The organism is Thalassotalea sp. Sam97 (genome assembly GCF_041379765.1).
Lineage (GTDB): Bacteria > Pseudomonadota > Gammaproteobacteria > Enterobacterales > Alteromonadaceae > Thalassotalea_A > Thalassotalea_A maritima.
In genome coordinates, this window is sequence record NZ_CP166919.1 from 17,772 (window position 1) to 38,984 (window position 21,213).

A 21,213-nucleotide genomic window follows, 5' to 3' on the forward strand; every position below is an offset into this window, starting at 1 on the left:
CGTTAGTTATGTAGGCTGTTATCTACGGAGCAACCTAAGTAGTTACATAACTTGCTATCTATATAGCTAGCTTCTTGAATAAAAAGCGTTTTTTGTATTGGCAAAATGATATTGTTTAAGATGTTCTTTAGTTTAGCTATTGAAGTTGAATAGAAAACTTGGCACCGCCAAGCTCTGAACTTCGTGCTATATCTATGCTACCACCGTAACTTGTCACTAAATCTCTAACAATAGCCAAGCCGATGCCATGGCCTGCTTGATAAGTATCGGCTCTAACACCACGTTGTAATATCGCTTGTTGTTGAGCCTCGTCTATACCTGGGCCATCGTCTTCAATGACGACAAAAGAGTGAGCTTCATGTTCAGTCAAGGTAATTAAAACTTGCTTGTTTGCGGCTTTGCAGGCGTTATCAAGGATATTACCGATGATTTCCATTAAATCACGCTCGTCGCCTTTGAACGTGGCGTTATTGTCGAGTCGTAATGTGATATCAAGCTGCTTATCAAAATAGATTTTGCTCATGGTGTTAGCAAGCTTTTCAATGGTTTGAGCAATATTAATGCCCACATGCCAAGCTATATCACCGCCACTTTGCGCCCGCTTTAATTGGTGCTCAATAATGCCTGACATAGCTTGTAATTGCTGTTTACCGCTATCGTCTAACTGGCGTTGGTTGTTTAAAACGGCCAATGGCGTTTTTAAACTGTGGGCCAGATCACTTAATGCATTGGCAAAGCGTTGTTGCTGATGATGTAAGCTGTTAATTAAGCTATTTAATTGGTCGGCTAGTCGTTGTAATTCGTAAGGGTAACGGCCACTAAGTTGACCTTGCTTACCTTCTTCAACCTCGCTTAGTTCCTGTTGCAGTGCGCTTAGTGGTTTTAAAACCCATAATAAGTAAAAAAATTGCAACAACAGCAGAACGAATAAAATGGTGCTGCCCCATAGCCAAAGCTTGCTCTGGAAAGCGGTGAGTTGTTGTATAACAGGCGTTTTATCTTTTAATAAGTGTACTGTCAGGGCAAAGTCTTGTTCATTTGCGACAAAACTTACGCTAAAACTGTACAGTCGGTACGGGCGTTGTTGATAGCTAACATCTGTAAATTGCCCATTACCTACTGGCGGCTCATTTAAACGAAAGTCAATACTATTATCGGCGAATGATAATGAGCGCCATAATAGAGTTTGTTGTTGGCTAATAAAGGCGTATTGCCCAGAATCACTAGTATTGAAGTTAGGGTCAAGCAACACTTCAGGCATTTGCAATTGCTGATCGCTGACATCTGCAACCGCCAAAATGCTGTATGTATTGGCTATCAGCTCATTATCATGCGCTTGTTCCAGTTGTTGCTTTACAACCGTATTGAGTAACCAGGCTAAGGTTGGTACTAATATCAGCACCATAAACATAGCGCTGATCAGAATACGAAATGATAACGACCGAAAGTACTTATTAGCGCTTAGCATTATCTCCACCAACATCTCGATTGGCATCTCGAGCGCTTATGTCGACTAACATGTAGCCCTGACCGCGAAATGTTTCAATAAAACCATGGTTACCGTCGGGATCAAGCTTTTTACGCAAGCGACGAATAAATACCTCAATAACATTAGAATCAAGATCAAAATCTTCGTTATAAATATGCTCAGTTAAGGTAGCTTTTGAGTGTACTTCACCTAAGTGTAAAAACATATACTCTAACAGGCGGTATTCGCTGGCGCTTAAGTTGATTACCTGGCGATTAACACTGACTTGCTGACTTTTGGTATTGATCGCTAATGGACCATTTTCAATAACCGGGCTTGCCTGCCCTGCACTGCGACGAATTAACGCGTTTAAGCGCGCGAGGAGCTCTTCCATTATAAACGGCTTGGCGAGGTAATCATCTGCACCCGCGTCAAGGCCTGCTACCTTATCTTGCCAGTGATCACGTGCGGTAAGGATTAATATAGGGAAGTTGATCTGCTGTTTACGTAGCATTTCTATTAAGCTAATGCCATCGATAAAAGGCAAGCCAACATCGATAATAGCGGCATCGTAGGGAAATTCAGTCGCCTGAAATAAGCCAACTTTGCCATCTTCAGCAATATCAACACTAAATCCAGACTCTGTTAAGTTTTGTGCTAGCTGCTGTTGTAGATGCTTATCGTCTTCAACGACCAATATACGCATACGCTACCTTTTATTTGGAAACTTTGCCGGTTTGGGCATTTACTAAAGCGTAAATAATGTGGCCTTTATTGGTTAATAGCTTAACTCGGTAAGCCTTGCCATTAAGATCTTGTACTCCAAGCACTTTGCCGCCATATTTGTTTTTCGCCAATTTAGCAGCGTGTTGTTTGGATAAGACTTTACGTTGTTGCTTGATCTTTTGATGATGTGGTTTAAAAGACAGATCTTGACTTACCGGTAGTGCAGCAACGGCATTGACACTGAAGAACAACCAAGCTAACAACATATATTTCATAAAATTCAATGCTCTATCGTTTAATTATGGTGTTTAAATACACCTGCAAGTGTAAAAGATGCGCCATATTAAATAAACCTTTATCCGCCTAAAGATACCTGAGCTTAGCTGAACACTAGCTGAATAAAATTATCGGCATGCGTTCAGATTCTATTAAGTTAGCTTAGGTTTTAATAGCAACAAGCCCATACCAAAAAGGATAAGAGGTTTTCATGAAACAGCTTACGAGTACTCAGAGTATAGATAATCAACAAACATTTTTTCGTAGCTTGCTTTGGCTAGTGATGTTACTTGCCATCATCAACACGGCGCTTATCGTAAATAAAGCCTTTGCAAGTGAGCAAACATCAGCAAGTAGCCGCAGTTTAGCCAACTTTACACATGAGTTTGACGATACAGTACGCAAGCAATTGTTTTCATTACCTGCAACTGACTTAACAAAAAGTAAGCAGCGTTTACCTGAAAAGCTGCAGCGCTCAAGTAGCTTTGATCGACAAAGCAGTGATTATGGCATTACAGCGACCATGCATTATCAAAGTTTTAGTATTTATGATGCCGACAGCCGTTTATTCGATGATGAAGATTACGACGGCTACTATCAAACTTTTTCAGTTACTTTTGATGCCGATGTGATTTCTGGGAGCAGTGACCAAAGTGCAAGGGTGTACGCCCTACTGTACCTTAGTGAAAATAATGGTCCTTGGCAGCACTATTTCTCGACAGAAGACTTTGTAATTGTCGGCGATAGCAGTGAAGATGAGTATGAAGTATTTACCCAGTTGCTTGATGGTTATTACCCGAATGACTATGACGTTCTAATAGAGCTTTACCATGCCGATACGCAAGTATTGATTGCCACATTAAGTGCTGATGACAGCAATGCGTTATATGCATTACCACTTGAAAGCAGTGACTACGATGAGGTTTATGAAGATCACGTTGATGTTCATTACCACGGTAGTATCGGCTTATTTACGGCATTGTTTATGTTTTCTGTATTAATAATACGTAAGCAACGAAAATTCATTAGAAATCCGCGACTTTAGCCAGTAAAATTAGCCTATTTACAACAATAAACGGATTTCTTATGTCATTGTCAGTCGTTATTCTTGCTGCGGGTAAAGGTACCCGCATGCGCTCTTCCCTACCTAAAGTGTTACACAAGGTGGCGCATCAGCCGATGGTACAGCATGTGATTGACGCTGCACGCGCGGTAGATTCAGATAATATTTATCTTGTATATGGCTTTGGTGGTGAAGTACTTAAGGCGCAAATTAAAGGTGACGACTTAACGTTTGTTGAACAAGCTGAGCAATTAGGTACAGGTCATGCGGTTGATATGGCAAGCCCTTATCTAAAAGACGAAGAAGACGTGCTGGTGCTTTACGGCGATGTGCCATTAACGCAAGTATCGACTTTGCAACGCTTACTTACGGCAAAACCTGACGATGGTATGGGACTACTTACCGTGAAACTTGCTAACCCAACCGGTTATGGCCGTATTGTTCGTGATAATGGCACCGTCGTTGGTATTGTTGAACAAAAAGATGCAACCCCAGAGCAACTATTAATTGATGAATGCAACACGGGGATGTTGGTTGCGAACGGCGGTGATTTAAAGCGCTGGTTATCTAACCTCTCTAACGACAATGCTCAAGGTGAATACTACCTAACTGACATTATCGCTATGGCACACAGTGAAGGCAAAGTGATTGCGACGGCACACCCGGATAGCGAAATTGAAGTTGAAGGTGCTAACAATCGAGTGCAGCTGGCCAATTTAGAACGTGCTTACCAAGCCCGTCAAGCAGAAGAATTGATGATTGCAGGCGCCAGCTTACGCGATCCAAATCGTATTGACGTGCGTGGTAAAGTAACGGTTGGTAGCGAAGTTGAAATTGATGTGAACTGTATCTTTGAAGGTACGGTAAACCTAGCAGATAACGTTAAAATAGGCGCTAATTGCATCATTATTAACTCTGAAATTAAACATGGTGCAGTGATCAAGCCTAATTCGATAATTGAAAATGCGATTATTGGTGAAGGTTGTTCTGCAGGTCCATTTGCGCGCATTCGTCCTGGCAGTGAGATGAAACCTGACTCACACGTGGGTAACTTCGTGGAAATGAAAAAAACCACCATGGGTGAAGGTGCAAAAGCCGGTCACTTAACATACTTAGGTGATACTGAAGTCGGTAAAAACGTCAACATTGGTGCGGGTACCATAACTTGTAACTACGATGGTGTGAATAAATCGAAAACCATCATCAAAGACGGTGCCTTTATTGGTTCTAATGCCTCGTTAGTTGCTCCGGTTACGATTGGTGAAATGGCAACGACAGGCGCTGGTTCTACAATCACCAAAGATGTTGAAGACAATTCATTAGCAGTTGCGCGCACGAAGCAACGCAATATTAGCGACTGGGCTCGCCCGACCAAAAAAGATAGCTAAAAAGGTATATTAACCAACTCGTAATCAAGGGCGCTTTTGCGCCCTTTTCTTTACCTGCCGATTAAAGCATTCACACAAAACGCTAATCCTAAATTGTAAAGTTCACTGTAAACATTCAATAACATCAGATAGATAGTAGTTTTTTGAACGTTTGACGTAATCCTTATAGGTATGTTTAAGATAGTGCCTATACTTTGTTCCACGAAAATTCATTTTTGAGGAGACACTATGGCAAATGAAGGTTATCACGAACCCATAAATGAGCTATCTGACGAAACAAGAGATATGCACCGAGCTATAACATCGTTAATGGAAGAGTTGGAGGCCGTCGACTGGTATAACCAACGTATTGATGCTTGCAAAGATGACGAGCTCAAAGCGATATTGGCTCATAATCGAGATGAAGAAAAAGAACATGCCGCTATGGTCCTTGAATGGATAAGACGCCAAGACAGTACCTTTGATAAAGAGCTTAAGGATTACTTGTTTACCGACAAAAAGATAGCTCATAAATAACATCACCCTTCACCATACTCGACATTCAGATAGGTCCCTGTTCTAGGTGTCGAGTGTTTAGTTTGCTAAAATAGCGCCTTTTTGTGAGGTAAATCATGGAGGAAGCAATGCAATTAGCAGGTATTCATCATGTTGCAATCATTTGCTCTGACTATAACGTTTCTAAAGCCTTCTATACCGAGGTGCTTGGTTTTACTGTCGTTGCCGAACATTACCGAGCAACACGAAAATCCTATAAACTTGATCTAGCGTTACCAAGCGGTGAGCAAATTGAGTTGTTTTCATTTCCTGATGCTCCTGCCCGAGTTAGCCGACCAGAAGCGCAAGGCTTGAGGCATTTAGCCTTTCGAGTAGCGAGTGTAGATCGCTATGCGACATACTTACAAGATAATGGTGTCGAGGTCGAACCGATCCGTATCGACGAATATACCGGCAAACGCTTCACGTTTTTTCAAGATCCTGATGGCTTACCACTCGAGTTATATGAGCAATAAAAACTGATCAGTGTTTGATATGACATATAAATTGCTCTTGGTTGTTTGATAAGGTTGCTAACATGCCAGCCTCTGCTATGAGTTAATAAAGATTTAGTAGATAAACGACATGTAACGCCAACAATGAATAAACATAGCCACAACGAAGGCGATGATGATAACAATGACAAAATAAAACCGTCATCATCTGCATCGTGCCATCATTGCGATGATGCAAGCGATCCTGATAGTAAACACGCGATAGATTGGTTATTTTGGGGTTCTTTTTTATCGGTTTTTGCGCTTTACATTACAAGCCTTCTTCCCATACATAGCCTCGTTGAGGCACCTTGGCTAGTAACTATGGTAGATACGGTTAAACATATGGTGCACGCCATGTGGTGGGGTGTGGTTATAGGTATCGTATTCATAGGTGTATTAGGTAAAGTACCGCGTCAATTTATTATGTCGATATTAGGGCGAGGTGGTACGCTTACGGGACTATTACGTGCCACCGCTGCAGGCGTGTTACTGGATTTGTGTAGTCATGGTATTTTGATGGTGGCAAGCAAGTTATATGACCGCGGCGCCAGCATTGGCCAAGTCATTGCTTTTTTGCTTGCTAGCCCATGGAATTCCTTTTCTTTAACCTTGGTATTAATTGGTTTAATCGGTTGGCAGTGGACCCTTGCGTTCATCGTCATGTCTATGTTGATAGCCATCGTTACTGGTTGGTTGTTTGAACTGTTAGTGGCGCATCGCTGGTTGCCAGCCAACCATAATCAACAGCAAACACCCCAAGATTTTCACTTTTTTAAAGAGGCTAAACTACAGTTGGCTAGTCACCAATTTGATATGAGCTTCTTCAAGGATGTTTTAGTGAGTGGTGTTAAAGACTCGAAAATGGTGGTTCGCTGGTTGTTGTTTGGTGTTTTACTAGCGGCAATATTACGGGTTATCTTTGATCAAGCACAATTTGAGCAATTTTTTGGTCCAACATTGCTGGGTTTGCTTATCACAGTACTGGTGGCAACGGTTCTTGAAGTTTGCTCTGAAGGGTCAACTCCGATTGCTGCAGATATTCTTAATCGTGGTAACGCACCTGGCAATGGATTTGCCTTTTTAATGGCTGGAGTGGCCACGGATTATACCGAAATCATGGTGCTCAAAGACACTACTCGCAGCTGGAAGGTTGCTCTTTGTTTACCTATCATCACTGTACCACAAGTACTTATCGTTGCTTGGTTGATAAATAATGCCAGTGTTTAGTCGTCCTATATAACGTAGCTCGTTATTTTCGTCATATTAGCTGGCGAGTTATGGAAACTTTTTGTGTAGGTTAAAATTCGGGGTGTTGAGCCTATAATGTATTGATAAATAGGTTATCCAATAGGAGCGTTTATGATCACTCACGGCTTATCAATTGGCTTGCAACGTATCAATGATGATGTCTTTGTCGCGATAAAAGCGATTGGTACGTTAACTTATGACGACTATCAACGTATTGTACCTATTTTGGATTCCGCTTTTGAGCAAGTAACTGAGCCTAAAATTAAGGTGTTGTTTGATGCAACAGAATTTGACGGTTGGGAATTACGCGCTGCTTGGGATGACTTAAAACTTGGCATTCGTCATGGTTCGAAGTTCGATAAAATTGCTTTAATAGGCTCTCAATCGTGGCAGCAATGGGCGGCCAAAGTATCAAGTTGGTTTATTGATGGTGAAGTACAGTCGTTTACGGATAAACAACAAGCGCTAGATTGGTTGCTATCGTAAGCTAAACTTGCTCGCGATAGCATGGTTACAATTGGTTGGTGGTTAGCTAGTTAGCCGAAGTAGTGTTAGAAGAGGTACTATTAGGTGGATTAAAGGGAGTCTTAGCAAGCTAGTTTTACCGACTTGTCACTATTTATTCAATGCATCCTTTTAATTGGAAACCGCAGCTCGCTGTAGATTAAACATCCTATTTAATGTTATGGTAATTTTAACTAGAGGCAATTCACGACCAGTTTTAACATAATGAAATTAATAGCAAAATTAGCTTTTATTGGCTTTGTTGTGTTTGTCGCTTGGGTTCTTTACATAGCTAATACCGGTCAGCAAGCGATGTTCTCTTGGTTGTTAGTCGATATACCTTACGGCGATAAAGTTGGCCATTTTGGTTTGTTTTCTACTTTAACGATACTAGCGATATGGGCAAGCAATTTTCGTGTTGTTTATATTTGGCGAATCCCCTGCTATTGGGCAACGCTTGTCGTGTTGCTGTTTGTTGCCATTGAGGAGCTTAGTCAATATTTTATACCGTCGAGACGCATGGATATTTATGACTTCTATGCTGATGCGGCTGGTATTATTCTCGCCTCATTACTTGCGACATTGCTCCATGCATGGCTGTATCGCAAGCACCGAAAGCAACTAAATAGCGTGACCGAGTAAGCCTTTTTTGAGTTTACTTTCGATTACTCTCTAAGCTTGTTGCGTCGCTTCCCTGCGGTTACCATTTGTCAGTTTATTTTGTCATTTGAGCTATTCCTGCTAGACCTTAAATATTCACTTTGTTTTGGTCCTCCTACCAAAACGCAAATGATTATTCACTTAGGTAGAGAATATGAGCAACCCAATTATTGCCGATAATAAACCAGTTAAAGTTAACTTAGAGAAAGATAAAAAGTACTTTTTTTGTACCTGCGGGCGCTCTGCCTCTCAGCCATTTTGTGATGGTGCTCATGTCGGTAGCTCATTTAAACCAAAACCCTTTGTCGCTAACAACAATGAAGAGGCGTATTTGTGCCAATGTAAATACAGCGCTTCTCAGCCATTTTGTGATGGTAGTCATGGCCAATTTAAAGCCGACGATATAGGTCATGAGGGGCAGAGCATAGCAGATGCCGCAGACAAAACTGAAAATGATATGCCTAAGGCGCAAAACAGCAAAGAAGAGCCAACGGTCGAATTTATTCATCAACTTGCACGTAGTGGTTTAAGTGAGGTGGGTCATCACGGACCAATGGCCGCTATGGGAGTGCCACGCAATCAGTTGCCACATTGGGATGATATTCAATTAATGGTGGCACAAATGGCCCGCAAGCCTCTGCTTGATGAGGCCTCGGTAACCACTAAACTGACTATTGGTCCTGAAGCGAAAAAACCGTTGCAGCTGGATATCCCTTTATTTGTTTCCGATATGAGTTTTGGCTCATTATCGCAAGAGGCTAAAGTTGCCTTAGCTCGTGGTGCTGAGTTATCTGGTACAGGGATCTGTTCTGGGGAAGGCGGTATGCTTCCTGAGGAGCAAGCCGAAAACAGTCGTTACTTTTATGAACTAGCCAGTGCTCAGTTTGGTTATTGTGAAGATATATTAACTAAGGTTCAAAGCTTTCATTTTAAAGGTGGGCAAGCGGCAAAAACGGGTACCGGCGGGCATTTACCAGCCAGTAAAAACACCGCAAAAATTGCCGCAGTTCGAGGCATTGAGCAAGGTGTCGATGCAATATCGCCAGCAACATTTACAGATTTAACCACAGTTAAAGACTTCAAACGTTTTGCTGATCGGGTAAGAGAAATTAGTGGTGGTATACCTATTGGCTTTAAACTCAGCGCCAATCATATAGAGCGCGATATTCAGTTTGCCCTTGATGCCAGCGCTGACTATATTATTTTGGATGGCCGTGGTGGCGGCACGGGGGCGGCACCGACAATGTTCCGCGATCATATTTGCGTACCAACAATACCTGCACTAGCTAGGGCTCGACGTTATTTAGATCAGCAAGGAGCATCAGGGCGAGTAACGCTGATAATTACTGGTGGTTTACGGTTACCGATTGATTTTGTAAAAGCATTAGCTCTTGGCGCGGATGGTATCGCAGTGGCTAATAGTGCTATTCAGTCGATAGGGTGTGTAGCTGCACGAATATGCAATACCAACAACTGCCCTGCTGGCATTGCCACGCAAAAAGCAGATTTACGACAACGCCTCGATATTGATAAGTCTGCCAAGCAATTGGCTAATTTTTTTAATGCATCAACCGAGTTAATGAGCGTGATGGCCAGAGCCTGTGGTCATGATGCGCTTAGCAAATTTAACAAAGATGATTTAGCTACTTGGCATCGATACATGGCACATTTGGCTGGTGTTCGTTATAGCGGATACAGCCTTGATTAACAAAGCTATTATCATTATGTTATCGATTCTAAAAGAGGATTGCATAGATAACTTTTGATAGAACACATGATGAATAATACGCTTGAAGTTTTTTACCGCTTTTTTTTGTTAGGTTGGATAAGTTTCGGTGGTCCAGCCGCGCATATTGGCTATTTTCAAAAAGCCTTTGTAGACAAATTGCAATGGCTCGACAATAAAGAGTACGGCAAGCTTGTGGCCCTTAGCCAGTTTTTACCTGGTCCAGGTTCGAGCCAAGTTGGATTCGCGATAGGCCTACAACGGGCGGGCTTAGCCGGCGCTATCGCCGCATTTCTAGGGTTTACTCTACCATCTTTTTTGTTGATGTATGCATTGGCACAAAGCCAAACTTGGTTAGCAGGTTCAACCGCTGATGGGATTATTCACGGTTTGAAGCTGTTAGCGGTGGTCGTTGTTGCCGATGCTTGTGTCAGTATGTATCAAAGCTTTTGCAAGACTCGATTGGCGAAATCGATAGCAGCATTGAGCTTAGTGATTTTATTGGTTACCCCCGGCATAGGCGTACAAATTGGCGTGCTGTTACTGGCGGCTATTATCGGCGCGATATTTTGTAAGGATGAAGCAGAAAAACACCATACATTGACGTCAAATAAGCCTAACTACACACTGTTATTGGTATTTTTTATCTTATTCTTAGCGACGCCTTGGTTAGTCGAGCAACAAGGTATAGCGCAAGTGTTTGCTTATTTTTATCAATCGGGTGCGTTAGTGTTTGGCGGCGGTCACGTTGTATTGCCGCTGTTACAAGAAACCGCCGGACAAAATATCAATAACGATACCTTTTTAATGGGCTATGCCGCAGCGCAAGCCGTGCCTGGTCCTATGTTTACCTTAGCGTCGTTCTTAGGTGCTCACTCTTTTGCACAGGCACCGTTTATGGGATCGTTAGTGGCGACACTTGCGATTTTTTTACCTGGCTTTTTACTGGTGCTGGCGCTACAAGGCGCGTGGCAATCTATCAGCGCTAAGCCTCGAGTTGCAGGAGCCGTTGTTGCAATCAATGCGGCGGTTGTTGGTTTGTTATTGAGCGCCTTGTATTCTCCGGTATTTACTCTTGCGGTTGTGAGCAACCTTCATATGGCGTTGGTGGCTACAGGGCTCTTGTTATTGCGGGTGCTTAAGTTACCTATTGGTATTTTGGTTGTGGTATTTGCTTTGGCGGGCATCTTGCTTTAGCTAATAGGTATAACAAGCCATTGAAATTCAATGGCTTGTTGCTATTTTATAGAGGTTAACTGTTACTGCCATTTACGGAGCGGTTACTTGTATTGCCATTGCCCTCGGGGCGGTAATTCGTTACTGAAATCATCTCGTCTGTTAGGTTGTGTTTACCCGTAATGAGATCTTGTAAGCTACCGCTATCTTTATCAACAATACCTAACTCCCTTATCATAGTATCAACCAATGGTGCATTGGCTCGATAGCTCAATGCGGCACTGGTAATTTGTTCAGCAAGGCCACCTTGATTGGCATTGGGCTGTTCACCGTCGCCACTGCTAGTAACGCTTTGGCCGGCACCGTAACCTTGTAATATTTTTATGCCGTCGATGTTTTCTAAAGGCTTAACAGCTTGTGCAACAATCTCTGGTAAGGCCTTCAGTATTGCCAGAGATTTTTGTAATTCAACTTGCTCATCACGTAAGGTGTTTTCTGCTTCGTAAAGTGCACGTTTACCTTCCGCCTCGACCGCATAAACTTTTTCATCGGCTTCTGCTTTAAGTTTTTTCGCATCGGCATCCGCTTTTGCCTCGGTTAGTATGGCTTCGGCTTTATCTTGCGCGGCTTGTTTATCGGCCGCTGCCTGCACGGTAATACTTACAGCATCGCGTTCCGCTTCTTTTTTGGCATCGATGACTTCGATTTCTTTTTGACGATTGGCTATAGCCACTTGTTTAGCGGTTGCTACCGCTTCTTCTTTTTCAACTTTTAGCTTTTCTGCTTCCGCTGCTTTAGCTCGCGCCGCTGATTCTTCTTCAGATTTTTGAGCAACGGCTATTTGCTTTTCTTGTTTTGCCATTTCAATGTCTTTTTCTTGCTGAATGCGCGCTTGTTCGATGGCTTTGCGTTTGTCTATTTCTTGCGTATCAATTTGTTTAGCTTTTTCGATTTCGGCAAGCTCAATGGCGCGTAGTTTGGCAATTTCTGCTTCGCGCTCTTCACGTTGCTTGATTTCTTTTTGCTTAACGATTTCAGCTTGTTGTTCGGCACGTTTAAACTCTATCGCTTGTTGCTGAATAAGTTGTGCTTCCTGCTGTTCTTTTTCTATTTCCAATGATTGCTTTTCAGCTGCTAGGTTACGCTCTTCTATTTTGATGCGATTCTCTTGCTCTATATCGTTAGTTTCCTTACGTTTTTCTTCAATTATCTTAGCTAGTCTAGCTCTACCTTCGGCATCAAAGGCATTGTTTTCATTGAAAAACTGCAGGTCAGTTTGGTCAAAGCCGGTTAGCGAAACAGACTCGAGCTCCAAGCCATTCTTTTCCAGATCAGCCATAACATTTTGTTGAACTTTTTGCACAAACTCAGAGCGTTGTTCATGCATTTCTGTCATGGTCATCTCGGCAGCGACAGCACGTAGTACATCAACAAACTTAGATTCCATTAGCTTTTTAAGTTCTTCAACACGCATGGTACGAGTACCAAGTGTTTGTGCCGCCATCGAAATGCCCTCGGCATTTGGGGCAACGCGCAAATAGAAATCGGCTTTAACATCGACTCGCATGCGATCTTTGGTGATTAGCGCATCTTTTTGCGTTTTTTCCACTTCAATGCGCAAAGTATTCATGTTTACTGGAATTGTTTCGTGGACAACAGGTAACACAATTGCACCACCGTCTTTTACCACTTTTTCACCGCCCATACCGGTACGTACAAAGGCGATTTCTTTAGTTGCTCGCACATACAATTTGGCGATAATTAAACCTATGGTTAGTAGAGCCAGTAACACACTGCCCGCAATAATTAATATCATGGTGACGTTGTCACCGCCGGTTAAAGCGTTCATATAAATTCCTTATTATTATTGTTTTAATTCACTAGCTAGCCATATGTTTGCTTGCTTATGTAGTAATACGACAGTGGTGCCTTGAGGAAAGGTGTGTTGGGTTTGCTCTGGCTCAACCATCACATAATGCTTTTGATTAAATTCATCTTGTAACACGGCTTGTGCGGCATTGCCTTTACTGGCTTTACCAATGGTGATGGTCGCGACTTTGCCAACAAAGCCGTCTACCGATACGGCAGAGGATTCATTCTTAGGTACGATCTTCGCAATCGCTTCACCAAAGTAATGACAGCAAAAACCAGCACCTAACAACGCGAATGGTTTTGATAACCAATATAAAACGTCGATGTTAAGGCTACTGGCAATAATGTAATTATAAGTTAGCCCGCATAATGCAAAACTGGTTAGCATTATCACCAGCCATACCAGTAAAGGCAGTTTGTGCAGACATAACCAACCAAGCACAGAAGTTAAGCCGCCAGTGGTTACGTCGGCATCAACGTCAAGATTGAGGTCGACCATATCGTCAAGCAGACTCATAATACTGGCGCCAATAAGCAGCGCTAGGCCTTCAAGCAAAGACAGACCAACAACAATGGCTAACGCGACGTTGTAGACAAAATTGAGGTCAGACAGAATAAAATCGAGCAAAGCATCTCTCCATGATCAACGACATACGCAATAATCTTTAATGATCAATGCGTTAGCAATAAGTTTAATGTAACCATGTTGCAAAGATGTTGCAAAGTTAATTTTGATTTCTCTAATTAGTACGCAAACAATGCCGCTGTTAATGCCATTACAGGCTAGTTTTGGTGATTGTCACATCCAGTTTTTTCGTGTCGACTCTACGTCAAATAGGGTTTCATCTAGCCATTGATACCCTTGGTGCTGATTAATATATGGGACTGAAATGGCGCCTGACGCAAGAACCATTTGCACACTGCACAGTTGTCGACGCTGTAAAAACCAGCTTTGCATGAAATGTACTTGTTGTACTTTAAAGCGCTGAAAAATGTAATAGTTAACGCCAAGCCAGCCGTTGCGAATATAAATATATTTGTCATCAGTAGCCCAGCCCCAGCGGCGGTATCGAAGATAAAATAATGCGGTGATAACTAGACCACAAGCCGCTGAGATACTGAAAGCATTCGGGTTGCTATGGGTGATTAACATATAGGTTATAAAAGTCGTTACCGGTATCACAATCAGCATCATGTTACGTAAAAACAATCGCCGACTGACGTTGTTAAAGGCAATCTCAGTAATATTAACCTCGTTAAATGCATCTTGGATTAAGTGGTCACGCTCTTTGTGAGTAACCGATGGGACAATAATACGGTTGTTTTGTGCGTGCGACTCTGGCGTTTGGTGATTGGCATTCGATTGTTCAAACTTTAAGTTGCTGCGTCTTAACAGTACATCGAGCCAACTTTGCTGACAGACTATTTTTTGCAATCGCGACAAACGCATAGTGACTTCAGTTCGGGTAAAAAAGCCACTTCGGCGGATGTATTTGTCCTCATAACGACTTAGCTTAAAATCATGAAACATGATGATAGCGCCCAGTATGCTAAGTATGCTAATGAATAACATAATGGTGATAAATAGCGTTAAAAAGGTACTGGCAATTTGCCAAAAAGACTTGTCGGTAAACTCAAAGTACTGATCAAAGGTTATGCCCCAATAGGCGCTCCAGGCTCCAACTTTGTCTAGCAAGCCATCAATAAACGGCATTAGACCAGCGAGGATCAGCCATATTCGATTATTGGTTAAGCCATGAATCACCAAGTCGTCTAAGTTACGTCGATCGAGTATGACTTCATCTGCCTCATTATGCGTTGATGACGTCGTCGATTCAGTGTCGCTCGTTAGGCTTTCAGTTTGCTCTAATGAGATTGATTTGTTCTTTTGGCTGGCGAGAATTTGTTGTTTTAATTGTATGGCAAAGGGCTTGTGCACAGCGACAATTTTCGCCTCTTGACGAGCCGAACCTGCGGTATCAAATTGCATGCAGCAATAATTAAAGGGGCGATAATAAAATGGCTCTGCTAGTTCGACGTTTTGAATTTTGGCAAACGGAAGGTCGATGTACTTGCGGGCGAAAACACCAGAACGGATTTCTATTTGTTGTTCGGTTAAGCGATATTGGAAAAAATAAAAGCTTAATATCGCCGACAACAATATTAACGTAACGCCACTGTAGATAACCGGCCACCAAAGTCCTGGATTTTCTTCAACTTTACTATAGAGAATCAGTAAGGCAGGGAGAATGTAGACGACGTTACCTAATACAGACCGCACCAACGCTTGCACAAAATAAATGATAGCCACTGGCGATATGCGTTGCCATTGTTGGCTTTTACTATTATCCATGCAAGCCTAAGTCCTTGTGCGAGAGAATGTACTGGCGAATATTTTCTGCAGTTTGAATAGATAAGCCCGGTATTTCAAAGGTGTAAGCCGCACCACCGGCACTAAAAACTTGTAAGTTAGCAAGCCCCGCTTGACGCTCAAGTGGACCCCGTTTTATTTCGACATGTTGAATTCGCAAAATTGGTTGAGTTACAACCGAGCGAAATACAAGGCCACTTTGGTAACTTAAATCTTGTTCTCGCAAGGCATAGCCTTTTTTCGGGTCAGCTATATGACGATACAGAGTGGTTAGCAGGCCAACAACCGCACTAATATAGAGCGCAATTTCTACAAGGCGCAATAGTTTGCTTGGTAAGGTTAGCCAAGGTTGATTGATTATTATGGCGCATACAGCCACGAATAATAGCGTCGTATAGAGGCTGACTTTGCGATGCAGAGGTGGATAAGCTATGGCCAGTGGTTGAAAGTCTAGCTGTTGCAAAGAGCTTAGCTGTGAGCTGTTGATCTGGTTGTTTGAAAACTCTGACATGAAGGTTAGTTTGGGTATGGATTAAAGTGAGTGCCGATACCCTAACCTAGCAAATAATCGAGCACTGTGTAAATTATTCTCTACCGAATGCTCATGCCGGTATTATCAACACAGGTGAGATCATTTCATTTGTTGTTTTTTGTACAAATTATTAAGCTGATTTAGTACCTCTATGCGGGGGGGATGTCATCAGAAGTTATCGCGCTGTGAGCTTTTGACTACATAATAACCATTGTTCACTTTAATCCTGTAAGCTTAATATATCGCTAGGCTTTATATTGATATTCATGGGCTTAGATATAACCTTTGGTTCTAAAATGCAATGTAAAACAATCTTTTTGTTGGTTTTTTTACCGCTATAATCGACATAACATGGCTTTTATCTCTGATTGTTATGTCAGGTGTTAGCGCTAACCGCAACAACTAGAATTCGCCAGATGTTTCATTCACAATGCTAGTAAGGGTATCTGTTTATGGGAACCACAACGACACAGACGTTAAGTTCGCAGCAGTTTAAAAACAAAATATTGCATCACTTAAATTTTACGTGTTCGCAGTCGGATTACCACAGTAATCCTAGCGCTTTACAGCGTGCCGTTTGCTTAGCTGTTAATGAAGTGATTTATGAAAAATTAACTGCCACCAATTCGTACCATCAACAACACAAAACGCGCTCGATAAATTATCTCTCACTAGAGTATTTAATGGGTCGTATGCTGTCGAACAATCTTCATAATTTGGATCTATTTTATATTGCAGAGCAAGCGGTTGCTGAGTTGGGTTTTCAACTTGAAGATTTGTTTGAGCAAGGGCATGACTTAGCTCTTGGCAATGGTGGTTTAGGCCGTTTAGCGGCTTGTTTTCTTGATTCATTAGCGACTATGGATTTCAGCGCTTTTGGCTATGGTATTCATTATCAGCATGGCTTGTTTAAGCAACAGTTTCACCAAGGCAGGCAAATTGAAACGCCAGACGAATGGCGTGAGTATGGCAATGCTTGGGAGGTCTGCCGGCCTGAAGCACAGCAAACTATAGGCTTATTTGGTAGTGTTGAAACCTTGATTGGTAATGACGGCAAAGAAAAAAAAGTCTGGCACCCAGGACAAACCATTAAAGGTGTTGCATGGGATATTCCTATTGTTGGTTATCGCTCAAAAACGGTAAACACCTTGCGCTTGTGGGAGTCGCGAGCTTCAAGTTTTTTTGACTGGGATGAGTTTAACTCTGGTGCTTACCAAGATGCACATGCTGCACAAAATGCGGCGGAAACCATATCAAAAGTTTTGTACCCAAATGATGAAACGCCAGCAGGTAAGGAGCTGCGCTTTATTCAACAGTACTTTTTCTGTGCCTGTTCCATCAAAGATATCATTCATCGTTACCAACAAATGCATGGTGATGATTGGTCATTTTTTGCCGATAAAATGGTCATTCAGCTTAATGATACTCACCCAACCATCGCTATTATTGAACTCATGCGCATTCTTATCGATGAACAAGGCTTTACATGGCATGAAGCGTTTGCGTTGTGCCGACAATGTTTTGCTTATACCAACCATACTCTATTGCCTGAAGCGCTAGAAGCATGGTCGTTAAGCATGTTTGAGCGTGTGCTACCTCGACATTTAGAAATTTTATATGCCACCAACGAATACTTCCTGAACGAAGAGGTGGCGACTAAGTGGCCTAATGATTTACAAGTTCGTCGTAAATTATCGTTAATTGATGAGGGTGAAGAAAAAATGGTGCGTATGGCGCATTTGTGTGTCGTGGCATCATTTAAAGTGAATGGGGTGGCGCAAATTCATTCAGATTTAGTGAAAAGTGATTTGTTTCCCGAATTCAACGCGTTATACCCTGAAAAGCTTACTAATGTGACTAATGGGGTTACGCCTCGGCGTTGGCTGAAAGCCTGTAACCCAGCGTTATCGCAGTTACTTGATGATAAAGTCAGTGTCGATTGGGCAAAAAATCTCGATCAGTTGCAAAAAATTGCAGAGTTTGCCGAAGATATGGATTTCCAACGACAGTTTATGGCGATTAAATATCATAATAAGCAAAAACTGGCGCAAGAGATTTTAAAAACAACCGGTATTGAAGTCGATGCTAACGCAATTTTTGATGTACAAATAAAACGCTTACACGAGTACAAGCGACAGCACCTCAATTTATTGCATATTTTATTGTTATATAGAAGGTTACTTGCTGATAGTGACTTTGATATGCATCCTCGTGTTTATATTTTTGGTGCTAAAGCTGCCCCTGGCTACTACTTAGCGAAAGAAATTATTTATGCCATTAACAAAGTCGCTGAAAAGATAAATAGCGATGAACGTATTAATGGCAAGCTGAAAGTCGTTTTTATGCCAAATTATCGCGTATCTCTTGCTGAAAAAATTATTCCCGCAGCGGATGTATCAGAGCAAATATCTACTGCTGGTAAAGAGGCTTCTGGTACGGGGAACATGAAATTAGCACTAAATGGCGCGATTACCATTGGTACCCTTGATGGCGCGAATGTGGAAATTGCTGAAGAAGTAGGTGCTGATAATATCTTTATATTTGGCAATAGTGTTGAGCAAGTTAAAGCATTAGAAGCAGATTACAATCCATACCATTTTTACGAAACCAATAAAGAATTAAAAGCGGTATTAGATTGGTTGCATAGCGATTATTTTACACCGGGAGCAGCAGGCCAATTATCCGCTATTTCGTACAGCTTGCTTGAAGGTGGCGATCCTTATCGAGTGCTGGCCGATTTTGCTGATTATTGTCGAGCCAATGCTGAACTTGATTTGGCTTATAAAGATAAGAGTCGTTGGGCAAAAATGGCTATTCTTAACACCGCTAAGATGGGCAAATTCACCTCAGATCGGTCGATACGAGATTATGTCGACAATATTTGGCGATTGTCAGCGATGAGCTAGCTTCAGCAAATGTAACCTGATATAGATATCAGTTAGATATATCAATAATGAAAATAATAAAGGATAAATAAGTGCAGCAACAAATTGATGCCATTAAACAAGCTCAGCACGACAACCCGTTTGCATTTCTTGGCATGCATGTAAATAAACAAGGCTATATTGTCATTAACACCTTTCAACCAGGGGCTAAAGCGGTATCGGTGGTCGATAATAAAGGCAAGGCAGTGCTTAACATGCAGAAAGTTGATGCCAGTGGCTTTTTTTCTGTGGTCACCAAAAGCCAGCAACGTTTTGATTATCAACTAGATGTACAGTTCGAAGCTGCTAATCAGCGCTTTAGTGATCCATACGCTTTTTCGCCGGTATTAGGTGACTTAGATATTTATCTATTTAATGAAGGTCGACATAAAACACTGTACAAAAAACTTGGTGCGCATTGTATTGAGCATGAGGGCGTTAAAGGGGTTAGTTTTGCTGTTTGGGCTCCTAATGCTAGCAGTGTTGCCGTGGTCGGTGACTTTAATCATTGGGATGGCCGTCGCCACTTAATGCGCAAGCGCCTTGATAGTGGCATTTGGGAGATTTTCATTCCTGAAAATGCCTGCAGCACCCCGGTTCAAGCAGGTTGTCATTACAAGTTTGAAATAAAAGACAGTGCAGGTCATTTGTTGCCATTAAAAGCCGATCCTTATGGCGTGCAAACACAATATCGCCCAGATACGAGTTCGGTGATCAGCGCGGAACAAGCGTTTTCGTGGCATGATAGACTTTGGATGGAGCAACGAGCAGCACGCCATGCGCGAGATGCGGCTATTTCAATCTACGAAGTCCATTTAGGTTCATGGCAAAAAGACGAGCATAATGAATTTTTAAATTATCGAGAGCTTGCCAATCGCCTTATTCCTTACACTTTAGATATGGGGTTTACTCATATTCAATTAATGCCAGTTAGTGAATACCCTTTTGATGGCTCATGGGGTTACCAGCCAGTTGGTTTGTTTGCACCAACGGCTCGTTTTGGCACACCGGAAGACTTTAAATATTTTGTCGATGCATGTCATAGTGCAGGCTTAGGATTGTTAATTGACTGGGTACCAGGTCATTTCCCTGTAGACTCGCACGGTTTAGCTAAGTTCGATGGCACTTGTCTGTACGAACATGAAGATATGCGCAAAGGTTTTCATCCCGACTGGAATACCTTGATATATAACTATGGCAGAACTGAAGTTGCTAATTTTTTGCGAGCCAGTGCGTTGCATTGGCTTGATACCTATCATGTTGATGGTATTCGAGTCGATGCCGTAGCATCCATGCTTTATCTTGATTACAGTCGAGAAGATGGTGAGTGGCTTCCTAATGAGCACGGTGGTAACGAAAACCTTGAAGCAGTCGCATTCATCAAGGCATTCAATGAGGAGTTGTATGCTGATTATCCAGGCGCTTTTTCTGTTGCAGAGGAGTCCACATCATGGCCGTCGGTGTCACGTCCAACCTCAATGGGAGGCCTAGGCTTTGGCTATAAGTGGAACATGGGCTGGATGAACGATACGTTACAATACATCAGTAGAGACCCTATTCATCGCCAACACCACCATAATGAAATCAGCTTCGGTTTGGTTTATGCGTTTGATGAAAACTTTATTTTACCAATAAGTCACGATGAGGTCGTGCATGGCAAAGGTTCTATCCTTGGTCGCATGCCAGGCGATGAATGGCAACGTTTTGCCAATTTGCGCGCATATTACGGTTTCATGTGGACCCATCCAGGTAAAAAACTGCTGTTTATGGGGAGCGAATTCGCTCAGCAAGCCGAGTGGAACTTTGAACACTCTTTAGATTGGCACTTACTTGAGTACGATAACCACAAAGGTATCCAGCAATTAGTTAAAGACCTCAACAAACTTTACAAATCGATACCCGCATTACATCAAAAAGATTGTGAGCATGATGGATTTCAATGGATTGATTATGAAAATTCCAGTCAATCGATATTCAGTTACATCCGTTATGGAGAGGCGGGAACCAATCCGGTACTGGTGGTTTGTAATTTTACCCCAACCGTTCATCACCAGTTTCGTATTGGTACGCCACTCGCAGGGTTTGCTAAAGAAGTGTTTAACTCAGATGCTAGCTTGTATGGTGGCAGTAATGTTGGCAATGTTTATGGTTGCGCGAGTCAATATATTGCATCTCATGGCTTTGAACATTCATTTGAAATATCTATACCTCCATTAGCAACCTTGGTATTTGAAATACAATCTTAACA

18 protein-coding genes are annotated in these 21,213 nt (G+C 42.1%); 11 read left to right on the forward strand and 7 right to left on the reverse strand.

What is annotated here, in order from left to right:
* Nucleotides 1-136: 136 nt before the first annotated feature.
* Genes ACAX20_RS00090 through ACAX20_RS00100 form a run of 3 tightly spaced genes read right to left on the reverse strand, consistent with a single transcriptional unit; the run spans nucleotide 137 to nucleotide 2,469 of the window.
* Entirely contained in the window at nucleotides 137-1,468 is a 1,332-nt protein-coding gene (locus tag ACAX20_RS00090) for an ATP-binding protein (protein WP_371187467.1), read from the reverse strand.
* Nucleotides 1,455-2,174 carry a response regulator transcription factor gene (locus ACAX20_RS00095; RefSeq protein WP_371187469.1) on the reverse strand — a complete coding sequence of 240 codons (720 nt, stop codon included), beginning with the start codon at nucleotides 2,172-2,174 and terminating at the stop codon, nucleotides 1,455-1,457. The genes ACAX20_RS00090 and ACAX20_RS00095 overlap by 14 nt, the downstream gene beginning before the upstream one ends.
* Nucleotides 2,175-2,184: 10 nt before the next feature.
* A complete protein-coding gene (locus ACAX20_RS00100; RefSeq protein WP_371187471.1) occupies nucleotides 2,185-2,469 on the reverse strand; it encodes a PepSY domain-containing protein in 285 nt (94 codons plus the stop codon).
* 212 nt (nucleotides 2,470-2,681) lie between these two features.
* Here ACAX20_RS00100 and ACAX20_RS00105 point away from each other — a divergent pair, with 212 nt between their 5' ends.
* From ACAX20_RS00105 to chrA, 9 genes are all read left to right on the forward strand, one after another.
* Nucleotides 2,682-3,515, forward strand: coding sequence for a choice-of-anchor H family protein (locus tag ACAX20_RS00105; RefSeq protein ID WP_371187473.1), 834 nt, complete (start codon nucleotides 2,682-2,684; stop codon nucleotides 3,513-3,515).
* A 41-nt stretch (nucleotides 3,516-3,556) separates the two neighbouring features.
* Complete coding sequence (gene glmU, locus ACAX20_RS00110) at nucleotides 3,557-4,921, forward strand: bifunctional UDP-N-acetylglucosamine diphosphorylase/glucosamine-1-phosphate N-acetyltransferase GlmU (protein ID WP_371187475.1); 1,365 nt, start codon at nucleotides 3,557-3,559, stop codon at nucleotides 4,919-4,921.
* Between the two features lie 228 nt (nucleotides 4,922-5,149).
* Nucleotides 5,150-5,437, forward strand: a complete 288-nt coding sequence (locus ACAX20_RS00115) for an encapsulin-associated ferritin-like protein (protein ID WP_371187477.1) — start codon at nucleotides 5,150-5,152, stop codon at nucleotides 5,435-5,437.
* 107 nt (nucleotides 5,438-5,544) lie between these two features.
* Nucleotides 5,545-5,931, forward strand: coding sequence for a VOC family protein (locus ACAX20_RS00120; RefSeq protein ID WP_371187479.1), 387 nt, complete (start codon nucleotides 5,545-5,547; stop codon nucleotides 5,929-5,931).
* 123 nt (nucleotides 5,932-6,054) lie between these two features.
* Nucleotides 6,055-7,179: a permease gene (locus tag ACAX20_RS00125; RefSeq protein WP_371187481.1), complete on the forward strand. Its 1,125-nt coding sequence runs from the start codon at nucleotides 6,055-6,057 to the stop codon at nucleotides 7,177-7,179.
* Between the two features lie 132 nt (nucleotides 7,180-7,311).
* A complete protein-coding gene (locus tag ACAX20_RS00130) occupies nucleotides 7,312-7,686 on the forward strand; it encodes an STAS/SEC14 domain-containing protein (RefSeq protein WP_371187483.1) in 375 nt (124 codons plus the stop codon).
* A 243-nt stretch (nucleotides 7,687-7,929) separates the two neighbouring features.
* Nucleotides 7,930-8,346, forward strand: a complete 417-nt coding sequence (locus ACAX20_RS00135; protein WP_371187485.1) for a VanZ family protein — start codon at nucleotides 7,930-7,932, stop codon at nucleotides 8,344-8,346.
* A 172-nt stretch (nucleotides 8,347-8,518) separates the two neighbouring features.
* Nucleotides 8,519-10,072, forward strand: coding sequence for a glutamate synthase-related protein (locus ACAX20_RS00140; RefSeq protein ID WP_371187487.1), 1,554 nt, complete (start codon nucleotides 8,519-8,521; stop codon nucleotides 10,070-10,072).
* Nucleotides 10,073-10,138: 66 nt separating this feature from the next.
* Complete coding sequence (gene chrA, locus ACAX20_RS00145; protein WP_371187489.1) at nucleotides 10,139-11,287, forward strand: chromate efflux transporter; 1,149 nt, start codon at nucleotides 10,139-10,141, stop codon at nucleotides 11,285-11,287.
* A 55-nt stretch (nucleotides 11,288-11,342) separates the two neighbouring features.
* On the opposite strand, the gene ACAX20_RS00150 is transcribed toward chrA, so the two are convergent.
* From ACAX20_RS00150 to ACAX20_RS00165, 4 genes are all read right to left on the reverse strand, one after another.
* Entirely contained in the window at nucleotides 11,343-13,115 is a 1,773-nt protein-coding gene (locus ACAX20_RS00150) for a flotillin family protein (RefSeq protein ID WP_371187491.1), read from the reverse strand.
* Between the two features lie 15 nt (nucleotides 13,116-13,130).
* Entirely contained in the window at nucleotides 13,131-13,766 is a 636-nt protein-coding gene (locus tag ACAX20_RS00155) for an OB-fold-containig protein (protein WP_371187493.1), read from the reverse strand.
* Between the two features lie 171 nt (nucleotides 13,767-13,937).
* Nucleotides 13,938-15,491, reverse strand: coding sequence for a PH domain-containing protein (locus ACAX20_RS00160; RefSeq protein WP_371187495.1), 1,554 nt, complete (start codon nucleotides 15,489-15,491; stop codon nucleotides 13,938-13,940).
* Entirely contained in the window at nucleotides 15,484-16,020 is a 537-nt protein-coding gene (locus tag ACAX20_RS00165; RefSeq protein WP_371187497.1) for a PH domain-containing protein, read from the reverse strand. The genes ACAX20_RS00160 and ACAX20_RS00165 overlap by 8 nt, the downstream gene beginning before the upstream one ends.
* Before the next feature lie 473 nt (nucleotides 16,021-16,493).
* Between ACAX20_RS00165 and ACAX20_RS00170 the strand changes: the two genes are divergently transcribed.
* Together ACAX20_RS00170 and glgB are read left to right on the forward strand one after the other, a co-directional pair.
* Nucleotides 16,494-18,947 carry a glycogen/starch/alpha-glucan phosphorylase gene (locus ACAX20_RS00170; protein ID WP_371187499.1) on the forward strand — a complete coding sequence of 818 codons (2,454 nt, stop codon included), beginning with the start codon at nucleotides 16,494-16,496 and terminating at the stop codon, nucleotides 18,945-18,947.
* Between the two features lie 71 nt (nucleotides 18,948-19,018).
* Nucleotides 19,019-21,211 (forward strand): 1,4-alpha-glucan branching protein GlgB, encoded by a 2,193-nt coding sequence (gene glgB / locus ACAX20_RS00175; protein WP_371187501.1) that lies wholly within the window; start codon nucleotides 19,019-19,021, stop codon nucleotides 21,209-21,211.
* Nucleotides 21,212-21,213: the final 2 nt, after the last annotated feature.